Genomic DNA, 16,651 nt, shown 5'->3' with positions numbered 1-16,651 from the left:
TACTAGCCATTAATTATATTCACTATTTCATCTAAATTATTTAAACTCACTTCAAATTGTTTTCCATCTTCCATTCTTTTAAGATTAGCTTTTCCTTCAGCTACTTCTGTTTCTCCTATAATCATACTATAAATAGCTGATATTTTATTTGCGTATTTCATTTGAGCTTTAACCGATTTATTCATGTGATCACATTCTGCTTTTATGGCTTTTGCTCTCAGAGAATTAGCTAATTTAAAGCTCTCTATTCTCCCACTGTCACCCATAGCTCCAATAAACACTTGAGTATAATTCGGTTCTGAAATAGCTATATTATTTTCTTCTAAAGTGAGAAGAAGTCTTTCTATCCCCATACCAAAACCTACTGCCGGAGTTGGCTTCCCTCCAATTTCCTCAATCAATCCATTATATCTTCCACCACCACAAACTGTTATATTATCATTAATAATTTCAAATACTGTTTTTGTGTAGTAATCAAGTCCTCTTACTATATAAGGATCGATTTTATATGTAATTCCTAAAGCATCTAGGTAAGTTTTTAGTTTATCAAAATGTTCCTCGCAGTCACTGCAAACATAATCTAAAATTATTGGAGCATTTTCTCCTATAGTTTTACACTTCTTATTTTTACAGTCTAGGAGTCTCATAGGGTTTTTATCAAATCTAGTTTTGCATAGTTCACATAACTCGTCATGCTTTTCTCTAAAGTAATCCTTTAAAGCTTTATTATATACACTTCTACATTCTGGACAACCTATATTGTTTATATTTAATTCCAAATTTTTTACACCAAATTCTTTAAATGCACTCATTGCAAGATTTATTACTTCTGCATCTACTGAAGGCTCAGGTGAACCAAATACTTCAACTCCGAATTGATGATGTTGTCTAAACCTTCCTTTTTGAACATTTTCATATCTAAATACAGGAGTAAAATAATACATTTTAATAGGTAATGTTTCATTAAATAGACCATTTTCAACAAATGCTCTAGCAGCTGGAGAAGTTCCTTCTGGCTTTAAAGTAATACTTCTATTTCCCTTATCTAAAAAAGTATACATTTCCTTTTGAACTACATCCGTTGTATCTCCAACTCCTCTTTCAAAAAGTTCCGTGTGTTCAAACATAGGCGTTCTTATTTCTTTACAGGCATATGCGGATGCTATGTTCCTAAGCTTCCCTTCAACATATTGCCATTTATACGAATCCATAGGTAATAGGTCTTTTGTACCTTTTGGTGCTTGAATAGTCAATATTAATTCACTCTCCTTTAATAAAGCTCTTCTAGCAGCTTTATTTTTTCTTCTACTTTTTCCTCTATTCTATTTATATATTCTTTCAAATCCTTTAAATTTGCTGATCTTTCAATTCTATTTGTTTCTAAAAATACAACTTTTGTAACAGCATTTGCACCTAATGCAATTATTGTCTGTTTTTCTTCTATTATTTGAATATTATATATTCCTTCCTTTGAAGGTTTTGAGTAACCTACATTTTCCATGTTTCCTACCATATTTTTTTGTCTATACATATAATAAGGCGTCATACCAAGTTTCTTAGATAACTCAACAGTTCTTTTATACATTTCATCTAATTCATTCTGTTCTATAATTTTAACTTTTTTCAATAGTATTTGTTCGTGTAGAATAGATGCTCTTTTAAGAGCCATTCCATGAACGGTTATACTATCAGGGTTTAGTTCTAAAATACCTTTACAAGTATTTTCTACATGGGTTAAATCCTCATTTGGTAATCCAATTATTAAGTCCATATTTATATTATCAAACCCTAAGTCTCGAGCCATATTAAATTTCTCAATAACATCTTCTACATTATGGCTTCTTCCTATAGCCTCTAGGGTATCATTATTCATTGTTTGTGGATTAATACTAATTCTATTAACATTATATTTTTTCATAGCTATTAGCTTTGCTTCAGTTATACTATCAGGTCTTCCACATTCAACATTAAACTCTTTAACATTTCTTCCTTCTACAAAGCTTTTATAAACAAGTGCTAGAGTACTATGAAATTGCTCATCATCTACAGCTGTTGGAGTTCCTCCTCCAAAGTAAACACATTCTATATTTAAATCTTTTTTATCCACAAAAGCCTTAATTCTATCTATTTCATATTTCAAAGCTTCTAGATATGGTTCTACCATATTTACACAACTTTTTATAGGATTAGAAGCAAAAGAGCAATAAAGACATCTCGTAGGACAAAAAGGCATTCCTATATAAATGCTAATTAATTTAGGATCTTTGTTTATTTTTTCTTTTTCTACTTTAGCTACATCTATACAAAGCTTTGCCTTATCTTCTTGAAGAAAGTATTCTTTTTTCATTGTACTAATTATCTGCTCTTCATTTAATCCATTTTCCATCATTTCCACAACAATTTTAGTAGGTTTAATCCCCATGATCATCCCCCAGGGAAGATTTTTACCTGTTTTGTTTCTTAAGTATTTGAATAGAATTCGTCTAATTTTTTTTATCTCTTTTCCATTTCCCTCTAAGTCATAATGCATCTCTTCCCTTTGTTCTGTCACTATAGTCAGTTCTTCTTCCTTTATTGAAATCTGATAATCATAATTTTCATCAGTTTCATTATTAAACTGTATATTTTCAAACCTGTAGAAAAGATTAAATATATGGTACACATCGTATCTATAATCTAAATTGTTAAGTTTTATTTTTATCATATCTTGTAAAATTCACACCCTTTTATCAATAGCAAATAAACTACTGCACAGTATATTAATTTAAAATATAATAGAGAATAAAGATAAATTGATAATTATGTATCATCAATTTATCTTTCCTCTAAAATATCGTCAATTAAGAATAATCTTTCTTATAAGAAGGGATTGTGATCTCTTTCAAATTTGATATTACTTTCTCTTTCATGCCCTGGTAAAACTATAACATTATCTGGTAAAATCATAAGTTTAGTTTTTATATTATCAATTAGTTGTTTATGATTTCCTCCTGGGAAATCCGTTCTTCCGATTGAACCATAAAATAATGTATCTCCTGTGAACACAACATCATCTACTAGAAAGCACATGCCCCCCGGTGTATGACCTCCAGTCTCAATGGCCTTTATTTTCAAACTTCCCAACTCTAAAATATCACCATCATTTATTTCTTTATCTTCCGGAGTTATATTCCATAAGCCTCCAAATACGCCACTATTCTCCTTCATAAACATCTTATCTTTACCATTTATATATACAGGTATATTAAATTTTTCCTTTATAGGATTAACTGCTCCTACGTGATCTATATGACCATGTGTTAGTAATATATACTTAACCTCTATATCACTATTTTCTATTTCTCTAATTATGATATCCTCATCTCCGCCTGGATCTACCACACAACCTACTTTACTAACTTCATCTATTAAAATATAACAATTTGCACCATACATTCCTGCTGGTATTTTTTTTATTTTCATAACTTTATCTCCTATCTATATTAAAATATTTTTTTACTATCAATTATTAGAGTAACTGGTCCATCATTTTTTATATCAATAAGCATTTCAGCTCCAAATATACCTGTCTCAACATTCCCTAATTCTTCCTTGCATAAGCTAACAAATTGCAAATATAATTTTTCTGCTTCTTCACCACCTAAAGCATCCATAAAATTAGGTCTTCTTCCTTTTCTACAATCTCCATAGAGTGTAAACTGTGATATAATTAAAAGTTCTCCTCCTACATCTATTAAAGATTTGTTTAACTTTCCTTCTTCATCTTCAAAAACTCTTAAGTTAACTATTTTATTCTTTAAGTATTCTACATCCTCGAAGGTATCTTCTTTTGATATACCAAGCAGTACGTTAAATCCTTTATTTATTTCTCCTACTATCTTATTATCTACAGTAACACTTGAGTATTTAACTCTTTGTACTACAGCTCTCATTAGCAACACCCCATTTTTAAACAAAACTTATATTTTTAAACCCAATAAATAACTCAAAGAAATCAAGTCAAAAAACTAAAAATGAAGTATATAGGACTAAGCACTTAATTCTTAGTTCTATATACTGCTATTACGCCTTTTAACTTTCTCATTTTTCGCATAACTTCTTTTAATTTTTCAACATCAGATATTCTTAATTTTATTGTAATTATTGCTAGATTAGCTTTTGATGTTTTAGCATTTACAGCATATAATGCTATTTTAGTATCAATTATAGCCTCCATTAATCCTGCTAGTAGACCATGTCTATCTTCAGCTCTAACTTCTATTTCTGTAATATACTCTGTTTTTCTTAAACTTTCATTTTCCCATTCAACATCAACGATTCTATTTCCCTCAGCTAAAAGCAACGTTTTTAGATTATCACAATCTTGTCTATGAACTGATACTCCTCTGCCCTTTGTTATGTAACCCGTAATATAATCTCCCGGAACAGGATTGCAACACTTAGCAAATCTAACCAGCACATTATCTATACCTTTAACCTTAACTCCTGGTGAGTTGGTTTTTTTTCTATTTCTAGCAGTCTTATCTAATTGTTCCTTCAACTCTTCTAAACTAACTTCTTCTTTTTCTTGGACTCTAAGGAAACTTAATAGCCTACTTACTATAGAAGCTGCCGGAATTGCTCCTATACTTGCAGAAACATATAAATCGTCCACACTATTAAAATTATACTTTTTAAGTAATATTTCTAAAGATTCCCCTTTAGCTAGTTTACCGAAGTTAACACCTTGACGCTTACATTCTCTTTCAATTAACTCTTTACCTTTTTCAATATTTTCATGTCTTTTTTCTTTTTTAAACCAAGCTTTTATTTTAGTCTTAGCCTGATTACTTTTGGTCATATTTAGCCAATCTATATTAGGTCCCTTTGGAATAGTTGAAGTTAAAATTTCAACAATCTCTCCAGTTTTTAAATGATAATCCAATGGAACTATCTTCCCACTAACTTTTGCACCTATACATCTATGGCCTATATCAGTATGAATCTTATAGGCAAAATCAATAGGTGTAGCTTGATAAGGTAAGTTTATCACAACCCCTTTAGGTGTGAATACAAAAACTTCATCTGAAAACATATCAACCTTGAAGTCTTCCATAAACTCTTCTGGATTAGATGTTTCTCTTTGCCACTCTAAAACTTCTCTAAGCCATACTAATTTGGTCTCAAAATCCTTAGGAGCCTCATCAGCGCCGCCTTCTTTATACTTCCAATGAGCTGCAATACCATATTCTGAGGTAAAATGCATCTCATAAGTTCTTATTTGTATCTCAAATGGCTTACCTTGAGGTCCTATAACAGTGGAATGTAAAGACTGATACATATTAGGCTTTGGCATTGCAATGTAGTCTTTAAATCTCCCTGGGATAGGTTTAAACAAAGTGTGTACCATTCCTAAAGCTGCATAACAATCTTTTACATCATTTACCAAGATCCTAACAGCAGTTAAATCAAAAATTTGATCTATAGTTTTATTTTTAACTACCATCTTTCTATATATACTATAAAAGTGTTTTGGTCTTCCCGCTATATCAGATTGTATACCTGCCTCATCTAATTTATGTTTTAACTCACTTATTATATTAGTAATGTAGGCTTCTCTTTCATTTCTCTTTTCAGCCACTTTTCTAACCAAATCATAGTACTCATTTGGATTCATATATCTTAAAGCTAAATCTTCAAGTTCCCATTTAATCTTTGATATACCAAGCCTGTGCGCTAAGGGAGCAAATATATCTAAAGTTTCTTTTGCTTTTTCTTTTTGCTTTTCAACACTCATATATTTTAAGGTTCTCATATTATGAAGTCTATCAGCTAGTTTTATTAATATAACTCTTATATCCTTAGTCATAGCAAATAACATTTTTCTTACGTTTTCTGCTTGTTGTTCTTCTTTTGTTCTATATTTTATTTTTCCTAGCTTAGTTACTCCTTCAACTAAATTTGCTACCTCTACATTGAATTCCATTTCTAAATCTTTATAAGTAAATTCAGTATCTTCAATTACATCATGAAGTAGACTAGCTGCAATGGTATTCTCATCCAAACCCATTTCAACTAAAATAGAAGCAACTTTGACTGGATGTACTATGTACGGTTCACCCGAAACCCTTTTCTGCTCTTTATGTGCGCCTTCAGCATATTTATAAGCTTTAATAATAATATCTTTATTAACATTATTACAATTTTCATCAATTTTCCCTAATAAATCATCCAGCATACGAATAACTCCTCTAAAATCAAAAGCTGGTTTATATAACCAGCTCACATTTTTTTATAAATATTATATAATACAGTATCGAATATTGCAATAAGAACCTCTTACACACTATTAGTGTTATCTACTATAAAACAATAATTCGGCAAAGAATACTAAAATACAAAACTATGCCGTATATATATAAATTAAGTTCTTGTCAATATTAACAAGAACTTAATTTATATTAAATATTATACTGTACTAAAGACATAATATCATATTTTTTTAGTTTTTCTCTTCCATTTAAATCAGTTAGCTCTATTACAAATCCAAGACTAACTACAACTCCACCAACTTGTTCAATTAATCTAACCACAGACTCTACAGTACCTCCTGTTGCTAAAAGATCATCAACAATGGCAACCCTTTGACCCGGCTTTATTGCATCTCTATGAATTTCCAATATATCAGTACCATACTCCAAATCATATTCTACACTAATCGTATCTGCTGGAAGCTTTCCCTTTTTTCTTACTGGAACAAAACCTGCTTCTAAAGCATATGCTACTGGTGTTCCAAATAAGAATCCTCTTGCCTCCGGTCCAACAACAATATCTATATTTTTATCTTCTAGATGTTTCACTAGACTATCTACTGACATTTTAAAGGCTTCTTTATCTTGTAGAAGTGTTGTAATATCTTTGAAACTAATACCTTCTTTTGGAAATCCTTCAATTACTCTTATGCTATCTTCTAATTTCAACTATTATTCCCCCTAGTATACAATACTACAATATTGATATGCATTTTCAACTACTTCTACATTATATATTAAGTAGGATTTTAAATTCAAGTTATTTTAGGCATTATGTTCTTTAACTTTTAGTTTATTTTCATTGCACTTCCAAATGTTCTTCATGTATTTAACAATTTGCTCAGCTCTATGAAAGTCTGTTGTTGTAAACAATTCAACAACTATTCTTGCATCATCCATTCTTCCAATAGCATTTACTTTAGGCATTATTATAGCTGATATTTTTGCAACTACTTCATAATCAATATTAATAATGTTATTTAATTTATTTATTGCTTTTACTCCATAATTATTTGAGTTGGCTAAATAAGATATTCCTTTTTGCAACATAAGTAAATTTTCTCCTACAAGCGGAGCATTAGAGGCTACAATTCCAATAGCTACTAAATCTAAGTATTTTTCTATAGATTGGACATGATAATGTTCCGCTATAACATAGGCTAATTTATAAGTTATTCCTACCGCCCTTAATTCTTTAAAGGGATAACTACAGTCCTCTTGATTCGGATTAACTACAATAGTATTAGGCAAACTTTTTTCTGGCTTATGATAATCTGTAATAATTACATCCATACCCAAACTTTTACATATTTCAACTTCATAAAGTGAGTTTATACCACAGCCTACTGTTATAATCAACTGTGCGCCTAGTAACTTAATATGATTTTTAATTACATTAGTATTGAATATATCACCATCATCTATAACATCTGGTATATAGTATTCAACATCAGCATTAAGATATTTTAAAATAAGCATCAACAAAGAAACGCTAGTTACTCCATCTAAATCACAAGATCCATAAACAACTATCTTCTCTCTCTCATTAACAGCTTTTATAATCCTACCTAAGGCATATTTTATTCCCTTTAATTGGTAGGAATCATGTATATTAATTAAATTTAAAATATTATTACAAGAATCATTATTTTTCATATATAATCCCCCAAAATTTATAGGAAGCAAATAATATTATAATTTAAATTTAGTGGTATTACAAATATTTTTTTCACTAAATGACATTATATTTAATAACTATACATTTCTCTACGTGTTTTTAAAATATTTTTTACATAATTTTATGTAATATTATATCTAATTAATTTTAATATAAAGAAAAGCCAGAGTAAATTCTCTGACTTTTCTTTATATTAAGCTATGGCTTTCTTTGTTTTTTTACCTAATAAAACCCAAATCGGACTCGCAATAAATATAGAAGAATAAGCTCCTGATAGGATTCCTATTATTAACGGAAAGGTAAACTCTCTAACTGAGGGTACAAATATATACACACATACAATAGTTATTAATGTTGTAAGTGTTGTATTTATAGATCTAGACATAGTTTGAGTTATACTTATATTTGTAATCTCTAAAATATCTCGACCCCTCATTTTTCTTCTATTCTCTCTTAATCTATCAAATATAACAATAGTATCATTTATAGAGTATCCTACAATTGTAAGCATAGCTGCAATAAAAGGTGTATTTACAGGTATACTAAATATAGTATACACACTTAAAGTAATTAACACATCATGTATTAAGGCTATTATAGCTGCAATTCCAAACCTAATTTCAAATCTCATCCATATATATGCCAGCATTGCAACAGTCGCTAAAAGTAGTGCTCTTACTGCTTTATTTCTCAACTCTTTTCCTATAGATGGACCCACATTTTGAGAAGTTAATGCCTCGTCTGCTATCTTATATTTATCTTTTATTTCAGAAAACATCTTACCTATATTTTCACTGTTTAGAACATTACTTTTAACTTCATACTGAGTTTTATTTGCAATATAAGTAGTAGCATTTTTATCATACTTTTTTACTATTACATCAATTTCTTCTTTAAGTTTCTGGTTAAAATCTTTACCCATTTCTATATTAACTGTAGTACCACCCTTAAAGTCAATACCAAAGTTCAAACCATTCTTGCCTAAAAAGACCATACCAATTATTATTACAATTAAGGATACAGCTAACCACAGCTTAGTTTTCTCAACAATTTTTAGCATGTTCTTACCCCCTTTTAACACCGAAATGAGAAGCACTATTTATAAATCCCATTCCCATGCTTAACTTTAGTAATGTTTTAGTAACTACAAGAGCTGTAAATATGCTCCATAATATACCTATCATAAGGGTAAGTGCAAAGCCTTTAACTCCACCTGATCCTAAAAAGTATAAAACTAAACCTGCAATTATAGTTGTTATATTTGAATCAACTATAGATGAGAGGGCTCTACTAAAACCATTCTCTAAAGCTGTTCTCACAGCCTTTCCTTGATTCAATTCTTCTTTAATTCTTTCAAATATAAGAACATTAGCATCTACAGCCATACCTACCGTTAACAAAAATCCCGCTATTCCTGAAAGTGTCAAGGTGACTTCAAGAACTGAAAATGTTCCTAACACTATAAATACATAAAATACTAGTGCAATTCCAGATATTAAACCTGGAAGCCTATAATAAATTATCATAAATAGAATAACTAGTGAAATACCAATTACCCCTGCTTTAGCACTTAGCGGAAGTGCATTCGCTCCTAATGTAGCTCCAACTGTTTTAAATTCAACCGCTTCCAAAACAACTGGAAGAGCTCCAGATTTTATAATATTAGCTTGACGCTGAGCTTCTTCCAAAGAAGAACTTCCTGTTATAGTAGCTGTACCTGCCGTTATAACATCATTAACAGTAGGATTAGTTAGTAGTTCTTCATCCATGTATATTCCGATTTTTTGACCTATAAATTTGCTAGTTGCATCAGCAAATTTTTTTGTACCTTCTTCATTTAATTCTAGTCTAATTGAAGGGCTCTGCATATCATCTAAGAAAGCTACAGCAGTTTTAACCTCTTTACCCGTTAATATTACAACTTCATCTGGGCCTTTAAATTCTAATTTACCAGTTTTACCTATACTTTCCAATACTTTTTTAGAGTCGAATTCCCCTGGAATTTCAATTCTTATTCTATTTTCTCCTTCTTTGGTTAAAGATATTTCCTTTACACCATCAGGATTAAGTCTCATTGATAACATTTCGATAGTTCTTTCAATGGTATCATTATTTGCCTCTCCCTTAATCTCTTCTAAAACAGATATACCACCTTGTAAATCTAATCCTTTATTAATAGTTTCATTAAAGGATTTTACTCTATACCCAAAAATATTCTTAATCCCAAAAAATCCAGAATAAGTAAATAACCCAATTAATAGTATACTGATTATAAACCAAACTGCACTTTTAGTTTTCTGGGAATTGTTAGGCTTTGTGTTCCTCATCTTTATCCCCCTTAGTAACTTAATTTCAGAATAATCCTACTAATTATATTACTTTTAAATACAATAGTCAATAATAGGTTATTCTATCATTTTATTGTTCATCTTCCATCTTTTTAGCCTTTAATGCTATTGCACATTCTATCCTCTTTTTTTGCATTTCACATCCTACTTCATAAGGAGTATTCATATCCCCATTAAAATTATAATTATTAGCCTGACATCCACCACTACAGTAGAACTTAGCCCAGCACTCTCTGCAAACTGGTTTATTGTATATATGAGCTTCTTTAAATGTTTTTGATATTTGCCAGTTTATATTTTCATCTTCATCATATATGCTTCCTATCCTAAAATCATTATTTCCTACAAACTGATGACATGGATAAATATCTCCCTCTGGTGTTATAGCTATATACTCATGTCCTGCTCCACAACCTGATATTCTTTTATAAACGCAAGGGCCTCCTTGCAAGTCTATATTAAAGTGATAAAATTTAAATTCATTCCCTTTTTTATATCTATCATACATGTCATTATATAATTTATCATAATTTTCAAAAATAGTTGGTAGATCTTCTTTTCTTAAGGATAAATCATGCTCATCGCCTAAAACAACTGGTTCAACTGATATTTCTTTAAAACCTAAATCTGCTAAATGTTTTATATCATTATAGAAGTCTAAATTTTCACGAGTAAAAGTTCCCCTTACATAATAAGATTTTGACTTATCTCTTTTTTCTACCATATCTATTATCTTTGGAAGAATAGTTTCATAAGTCCCACTTCCATCAACCTTAGGCCTCATATTATCATTGACTGATTTTCTTCCATCTATACTTAGAACTATATTTCCCATTTCTTTATCCATAAATTCCATAATTTCTTCATTTAATAAAGTTCCATTAGTTGTCATTGTAAATCTAATAACTTTATTATGTATTTTTTCTTGTTCTCTTGCATATGTAATTATCTCTTTAATTTCTTTTACTGCAATTAGAGGTTCCCCCCCAAACAAATCTATCTCAATATTTCTTCTTGGGCCACTATGTGCTATAACAAAATCAATAGACTTCTTTCCTATCTCTGGCGACATTACTTTTCTGGCACCGTGATATTTCCCTTCATCAGCAAAGCAATATTTGCAACGCAAATTACAATCGTGAGTTATGTTAAGGCATACAGCTTTAATATAATCCTCTGAATTTTGACTTTTTAATGCTATTTCTTCATAACTATCTTCTGTATAAAGAAAGCCCTCTTTTTTCAGTTCTACTATTTCATCATAAACCTCGTTTATATCCTGAACAGAATACTTGTCCTTAAATTCATTAACAAGTTCTTCCTTAGTTTTTAATCTATCTTCCTCTAATAAGTCATATACTAACTCATCTACAATATGTACAGCTCCAGTATTTACATCTAATATATAGTATTCTCCATTTTGAACAAATTTATGAATTAATGCCATTTTATACTCCTCCTTCTATAAAAACGTAAAGCAGTAACTTTTCGTTACTGCTTACTTTAACACTCTAGTTTTCACAAGCTAAATTTGCAACCGTACAAGAAGTTTTACATGCTGATTGACATGAATTAGCACATTCCTTACATCCTGGTTTATTTAAACTCTCTTTAATATTTTTTTTGTTTATAGTTTTTATATGCTTCATTCTTATTCCTCCATTCCCACTTTAGAATTATCCTGTAAAATTATATCATAATACAGGATAATAATAAAGATTTTTTATATATTAATGCCTAACATACCAGATAATACACCAACAAACATCGCTAAACCTATTCTAAGTACTCCCAAGCTAGAAATATCAAAACCTCTTCCATTGACAGCAGATACCAAATACACAATAAGCATATATAGCATAGCTACAATTAATCCAACTAACCAACCTTTTTTTTGTATATGTTTAACAGCATATATTGAGCCATACATAACACTCAGTGCAGTTATAACAACAAAAAATATGGCATCTATCTTTGGATTTGGCTTTGTAAAATATGTTATTACTGCATAGGCCAAAAGTGAAATTAGAGTAATAGAGAAACTTCTTAAGACACCTTGTCCAATGCAAAGGACATTATTTTTTTCATGCAAAATAAAACACCTCCTATTTAATAAATATCTATGTACATAGAAGGCAATTTATTACTTACTTTTCAGTTTCATATGCTAGTAATTCATTTAATATAGAAGCTATAGCATTTTTCCTTAACTTTAATTTAACTTTGTCTGGACCTGATTCAATAATAATAGATTCTTCTTGCATTTCAATAATTCTCCCTAGTATTCCACCTATTGTTACTATCTCATCACCAGTCTTTAAGGATGAGATCATTTCATTATACTTAATTTTTCTTTTTCTTTCAGGAATCATAATAAATGCATAAAATAAGATCAACATAAATAAAAAAGGTATAACCACAATAATTACATTGTTATCTTGAGGCATGGATTTTCCCCCTCTTTACGCTCTTCCACCCCATTCTTCTAGCTTTTGGGATTTAAAGTCTTCAAAATAGTCTCCGTCTATAGCATTCCTTATATCTTCCATAAGTTTATTATAGAAGTATAAATTATGCAAAACACAAAGTCTCATAGCAAGAAGTTCTTTAGCCTTAAATAAATGTCTTATATAAGCTCTAGAATAATCTTTACATGCCGGACAATCACAACCTTCATCAATTGGATTACTATCAAGTTCAAACTTTGCATTCAATAAATTTATTTTACCATATTTAGTAAATACATGTCCATGTCTACCATTTCTAGCTGGTAATACACAATCAAAAAAATCTACTCCTCTTGATACAGCCTCTAGTATATTACTTGGAATTCCTACTCCCATTAAATATCTAGGTTTATCAGAAGGTAAATACGGCTCTACAGCTTCTATAATTCTGTACATCTCTTCGTGAGTTTCACCAACTGCAAGCCCACCTATAGCGTATCCATCTAACTCCATCTTAGATATTTCCTTGGCGTGTTTTATTCTTATATCCTCGTAAATTCCACCTTGATTTATTCCAAATAACATTTGTTTTTTATTAATTGTATCCTCAAGAGAATTTAATCTTTTCATCTCATTTATACATCTTCCCAACCATCTAGTTGTTCTATCTACGGATTTCTCTACATAATCTCTTGGCGCCGGATTTTCAACACATTCATCAAAAGCCATAGCTATAGTAGAAGCTAAGTTGCTTTGTATTTGCATACTTTCTTCTGGTCCCATAAAGATCTGTCTGCCATCTATATGAGAGCGAAAATAAACTCCTTCTTCTTTAATTTTTCTCATTTTAGCTAGAGAAAAAACTTGAAATCCACCTGAATCAGTAAGTATTGGTCTATCCCAATTCATAAATTTATGTAATCCACCTAATTTTTTAATAACCCCATCTCCCGGTCTTAAATGAAGGTGATACGTATTAGATAATTCAACTTGACATCTAATATCTTTTAAATCCATAGAAGACACTGCACCTTTTATAGCAGCTAATGTTCCTACATTCATAAATACTGGTGTTTGTATAACTCCATGAGGAGTGTGAAACTCTCCTCTTCTTGCATTTTTATTTTTCTTATGTAACTTAAACACTATTTTTCTCCTCCTATAAGGTAATCCTAATCTATTTTAAAATCATAGCATCTCCAAAACTAAAGAATCTGTACTTTTCCTTAACAGCTTCATCATAAGCTTTCATTATTATTTCTCTAGAAGAGAAAGCACTTACAAGCATCAATAAAGTGGATTGTGGTAAATGGAAGTTAGTTATTAATCTATCTACTATTTTAAATTTATAACCTGGGTACATAAAAATATCTGTCCACCCTGATTGTTCTCTTACACTTCCTATGTCATTTGCTATAGTCTCTAACGTCCTACAAGAAGTAGTACCTACAGCTATTATTCTTCCTCCATTTTCTTTTACTCTATTTATAGTTTCTGCTGTTTCCTTTGACATAGTGTAGTACTCCGAATGCATATGATGTTCCTCTATACTATCTACTTTTACTGGTCTAAAGGTTCCAAGTCCAACATGCAAGGTTACAAAAGCTATTTGTATTCCTTTTTTATTAATTACATCTAAAAGCTCTTCAGTAAAATGAAGTCCTGCAGTTGGTGCTGCTGCTGAGCCCACCTCCTTCGAATACACTGTTTGATATCTTTCTTTATCTTCTAGTTGCTCTGTTATATATGGCGGCAGAGGCATTTGCCCTAATCTATCTAGTACCTCTTCAAATATACCAGTATACTCGAATTCTATTATTCTACTTCCTTCTTCCCCGATATCTTTTACTTCTGCTTTTAATTCTCCATTACCAAAAGTAAATCTAGCACCTACTTTAGCTCTTTTACCCGGCTTAACAAGTGTTTCCCATGTATTCGTACTTATTCTTTTTAGAAGTAAAAACTCCATTCTACTGCCAGTAGTTTCTTTTTCTCCTATCAACCTAGCTGGTAAAACTCTGGTATTATTTAATACAAGACAATCTCCTTCTTTTAAGTATTCTATTATATCTTTAAATACTTTATGTTCAATATTACAACTCTCTCTATCTACAACCATTAATCTTGATTCATCTCTTTTTTCTAAAGGATGCTGAGCAATCAATTCCTCAGGTAAATAAAAATCAAAATCCTTAACTTTCAAATACGTCCACTCCCTCTATTTTAGCTTAGTTTGTTCCATAAACTGAACTTTAAAGTGTTTATAGGCTTTTTCAGTTGCTTTTCTTCCTCTTGGCATTCTTATAATAAAACCTTTTTGAAGTAAATATGGTTCATATACATCTTGTATTGTATCTAGTTCTTCTCCTATAAAATAAGATAAAGTCTCTAATCCCACAGGACCTCCATCAAAATTATAAATAATAGCTTCTAAAATTTTATTATCTATTCTATCAAAGCCTTGTTCATCAATTTCTAGTAACTCTAGTGCCATTTTAGTAATTTCTAGATTAATTATTCCATTTCCCTTAACTTCACAATAATCTCGTACTCTCCTTAATATTCTATTTGCAATTCTAGGAGTTCCTCGAGACCTTCTTGCAATTTCGTAGGCTGCATCTTCTTCGATTTTTATCCCAACGATTTTAGATGATCTTGTTACTATTTCTTTTAATTCATTTTCCTCATAGAATTCCATAGGGCTTAATACACCAAATCTATCTCTAAGAGGAGCTGTAAGCAATCCAACTCTAGTAGTGGCTCCTATTAAGGTAAACTTCGGTAAATCTAGTCTTATTGATTTAGCTGCTGCACCTTTTCCAATTACTATATCTAGTGCATTATCTTCCATAGCTGGATATAATATTTCTTCAACTGTTCTATTAAGCCTGTGGATTTCATCTATAAATAATACATCGTAATTATTTAAAGTAGTTAGTATAGCTGCTAAGTCTCCTGCTCTCTCAATGGCTGGACCTGATGTTACTTTAAGATTTCCACCCATTTCTTTTGCTATTATATTAGCTAAAGTAGTTTTCCCAAGTCCTGGAGGACCATAAAGCAAAACATGATCTAAAGACTCTTTTCTTCTTTGAGCTGCTTTTATGAATATATCTAATTTTTCTTTTACTTTTCTCTGACCTATATACTCTTTCAAATTTTGAGGTCTTAATGAGTATTCTATATCTATTTCCTCAGTTTTATGTAATCCTGATACAATTCTCTCCTCCATAAAGTTTCCCCCTAATTCATGAGATGTTTTAGGCTATTCTTAATAATTTCTTCTAGGCTTCTATTTATATCTATATCTTTAAGAGCCTTCTCTGTCTCCTTTTGTGTAAATCCAAGTCCCATTAATGCTTCAAGTGCTTCACTGTAATTTTTATTAATATTAAATTCATTAGCTCCCATTAAACCTTCAGAAACAACTTCAGTATTATTCAACTTAGAAATCTTATCTTTTAGCTCTAAAACTATTCTCTGCGCAATCTTTTTACCTATACCTGGAGCCTTCATTAAAGTGCCATAGTCTCCATTTATGATAGCTAGTTTTAAGTTATTTACATTACTTATGGATAATAAAGATAATGTAGCTCTACTGCCAACTCCATTAATAGTTAGTAGTAAATTAAACATTTCCCTTTCTTCTTCTGTAAGAAATCCATATAATCCTATATAGTCCTCTCTGACTATTTGCTCAATGTATATTTTTACCGCTTCATTAATATTAGGCATTTGTGCCATAGTACTACCTGATGTATGTATTTTGTATCCCTTATTTTCATTCTCTATTATTATGTAATCTTTGCTCATCCCTACATATTGACCCTTAATGTATTCAAACAAATTAAACCCTCCAAATAGTCTTATATATAATCATATATTACT

At 30.4% G+C, this 16,651-nt stretch carries 17 protein-coding genes; all 17 read right to left on the bottom strand.

What is annotated here, in order from left to right; genetic code table 11:
• Positions 1-2: 2 nt before the first annotated feature.
• Positions 3-1,253, bottom strand: coding sequence for a histidine--tRNA ligase (gene hisS / locus ACX0KU_RS12145; protein ID WP_472990207.1), 1,251 nt, complete (start codon positions 1,251-1,253; stop codon positions 3-5).
• Positions 1,254-1,270: 17 nt separating this feature from the next.
• A complete protein-coding gene (locus ACX0KU_RS12140; RefSeq protein ID WP_472990206.1) occupies positions 1,271-2,704 on the bottom strand; it encodes a coproporphyrinogen III oxidase in 1,434 nt (477 codons plus the stop codon).
• 152 nt (positions 2,705-2,856) lie between these two features.
• On the bottom strand, positions 2,857-3,462 hold the full coding sequence (locus ACX0KU_RS12135; protein ID WP_472990204.1) for an MBL fold metallo-hydrolase: 606 nt from the start codon (positions 3,460-3,462) through the stop codon (positions 2,857-2,859).
• Between the two features lie 20 nt (positions 3,463-3,482).
• The gene (dtd, locus tag ACX0KU_RS12130) at positions 3,483-3,932 is read right to left on the bottom strand and encodes a D-aminoacyl-tRNA deacylase (protein WP_472990203.1); all 450 of its coding nucleotides are present in this window, start codon (positions 3,930-3,932) and stop codon (positions 3,483-3,485) included.
• A 104-nt stretch (positions 3,933-4,036) separates the two neighbouring features.
• Positions 4,037-6,217, bottom strand: coding sequence for a RelA/SpoT family protein (locus ACX0KU_RS12125; protein ID WP_472990202.1), 2,181 nt, complete (start codon positions 6,215-6,217; stop codon positions 4,037-4,039).
• 223 nt (positions 6,218-6,440) lie between these two features.
• Positions 6,441-6,959 (bottom strand): adenine phosphoribosyltransferase, encoded by a 519-nt coding sequence (locus tag ACX0KU_RS12120; RefSeq protein WP_472990201.1) that lies wholly within the window; start codon positions 6,957-6,959, stop codon positions 6,441-6,443.
• Between the two features lie 96 nt (positions 6,960-7,055).
• Positions 7,056-7,946 carry a DHH family phosphoesterase gene (locus ACX0KU_RS12115; protein WP_472990200.1) on the bottom strand — a complete coding sequence of 297 codons (891 nt, stop codon included), beginning with the start codon at positions 7,944-7,946 and terminating at the stop codon, positions 7,056-7,058.
• 215 nt (positions 7,947-8,161) lie between these two features.
• The gene (gene secF / locus ACX0KU_RS12110) at positions 8,162-9,028 is read right to left on the bottom strand and encodes a protein translocase subunit SecF (RefSeq protein ID WP_472990198.1); all 867 of its coding nucleotides are present in this window, start codon (positions 9,026-9,028) and stop codon (positions 8,162-8,164) included.
• A gap of 4 nt (positions 9,029-9,032) precedes the next feature.
• Positions 9,033-10,295, bottom strand: coding sequence for a protein translocase subunit SecD (gene secD, locus ACX0KU_RS12105; protein ID WP_472990197.1), 1,263 nt, complete (start codon positions 10,293-10,295; stop codon positions 9,033-9,035).
• 91 nt (positions 10,296-10,386) lie between these two features.
• Entirely contained in the window at positions 10,387-11,763 is a 1,377-nt protein-coding gene (gene scfB / locus ACX0KU_RS12100; protein ID WP_472990195.1) for a thioether cross-link-forming SCIFF peptide maturase, read from the bottom strand.
• A gap of 64 nt (positions 11,764-11,827) precedes the next feature.
• Complete coding sequence (gene scfA, locus ACX0KU_RS12095) at positions 11,828-11,965, bottom strand: six-cysteine ranthipeptide SCIFF (protein WP_003375041.1); 138 nt, start codon at positions 11,963-11,965, stop codon at positions 11,828-11,830.
• A 74-nt stretch (positions 11,966-12,039) separates the two neighbouring features.
• The gene (locus ACX0KU_RS12090; protein ID WP_472990193.1) at positions 12,040-12,408 is read right to left on the bottom strand and encodes a TIGR04086 family membrane protein; all 369 of its coding nucleotides are present in this window, start codon (positions 12,406-12,408) and stop codon (positions 12,040-12,042) included.
• Between the two features lie 55 nt (positions 12,409-12,463).
• A complete protein-coding gene (yajC, locus tag ACX0KU_RS12085) occupies positions 12,464-12,763 on the bottom strand; it encodes a preprotein translocase subunit YajC (protein WP_472990192.1) in 300 nt (99 codons plus the stop codon).
• 15 nt (positions 12,764-12,778) lie between these two features.
• On the bottom strand, positions 12,779-13,909 hold the full coding sequence (gene tgt, locus ACX0KU_RS12080) for a tRNA guanosine(34) transglycosylase Tgt (protein WP_472990191.1): 1,131 nt from the start codon (positions 13,907-13,909) through the stop codon (positions 12,779-12,781).
• A gap of 31 nt (positions 13,910-13,940) precedes the next feature.
• Complete coding sequence (queA, locus tag ACX0KU_RS12075) at positions 13,941-14,966, bottom strand: tRNA preQ1(34) S-adenosylmethionine ribosyltransferase-isomerase QueA (protein ID WP_472990190.1); 1,026 nt, start codon at positions 14,964-14,966, stop codon at positions 13,941-13,943.
• A 15-nt stretch (positions 14,967-14,981) separates the two neighbouring features.
• On the bottom strand, positions 14,982-15,995 hold the full coding sequence (gene ruvB / locus ACX0KU_RS12070) for a Holliday junction branch migration DNA helicase RuvB (protein WP_472990189.1): 1,014 nt from the start codon (positions 15,993-15,995) through the stop codon (positions 14,982-14,984).
• 11 nt (positions 15,996-16,006) lie between these two features.
• Complete coding sequence (gene ruvA, locus ACX0KU_RS12065; RefSeq protein ID WP_472990187.1) at positions 16,007-16,609, bottom strand: Holliday junction branch migration protein RuvA; 603 nt, start codon at positions 16,607-16,609, stop codon at positions 16,007-16,009.
• Between the last annotated feature and the right edge of the window lie 42 nt (positions 16,610-16,651).

The sequence above is a fragment of the Clostridium sp. X genome, from assembly GCF_055755365.1.
The sequence above is the reverse complement of the archived record's forward strand: the minus strand, read 5'-3'. Positions and strand labels throughout refer to the sequence as shown.

What these genes read in the sequence shown, in the direction of transcription:
- ACX0KU_RS12140 (WP_472990206.1), bottom strand. Translation starts at nt 2,704, where the DNA reads ATGATAAAAATAAAACTTAACAATTTAGATTATAGATACGATGTGTAC.
- ACX0KU_RS12135 (WP_472990204.1), bottom strand. Translation starts at nt 3,462, where the DNA reads ATGAAAATAAAAAAAATACCAGCAGGAATGTATGGTGCAAATTGTTAT.
- dtd (WP_472990203.1), bottom strand. Translation starts at nt 3,932, where the DNA reads ATGAGAGCTGTAGTACAAAGAGTTAAATACTCAAGTGTTACTGTAGAT.
- ACX0KU_RS12125 (WP_472990202.1), bottom strand. Translation starts at nt 6,217, where the DNA reads ATGCTGGATGATTTATTAGGGAAAATTGATGAAAATTGTAATAATGTT.
- ACX0KU_RS12115 (WP_472990200.1), bottom strand. Translation starts at nt 7,946, where the DNA reads ATGAAAAATAATGATTCTTGTAATAATATTTTAAATTTAATTAATATA.
- secF (WP_472990198.1), bottom strand. Translation starts at nt 9,028, where the DNA reads ATGCTAAAAATTGTTGAGAAAACTAAGCTGTGGTTAGCTGTATCCTTA.
- secD (WP_472990197.1), bottom strand. Translation starts at nt 10,295, where the DNA reads ATGAGGAACACAAAGCCTAACAATTCCCAGAAAACTAAAAGTGCAGTT.
- scfB (WP_472990195.1), bottom strand. Translation starts at nt 11,763, where the DNA reads ATGGCATTAATTCATAAATTTGTTCAAAATGGAGAATACTATATATTA.
- scfA (WP_003375041.1), bottom strand. Translation starts at nt 11,965, where the DNA reads ATGAAGCATATAAAAACTATAAACAAAAAAAATATTAAAGAGAGTTTA.
- yajC (WP_472990192.1), bottom strand. Translation starts at nt 12,763, where the DNA reads ATGCCTCAAGATAACAATGTAATTATTGTGGTTATACCTTTTTTATTT.
- ruvB (WP_472990189.1), bottom strand. Translation starts at nt 15,995, where the DNA reads ATGGAGGAGAGAATTGTATCAGGATTACATAAAACTGAGGAAATAGAT.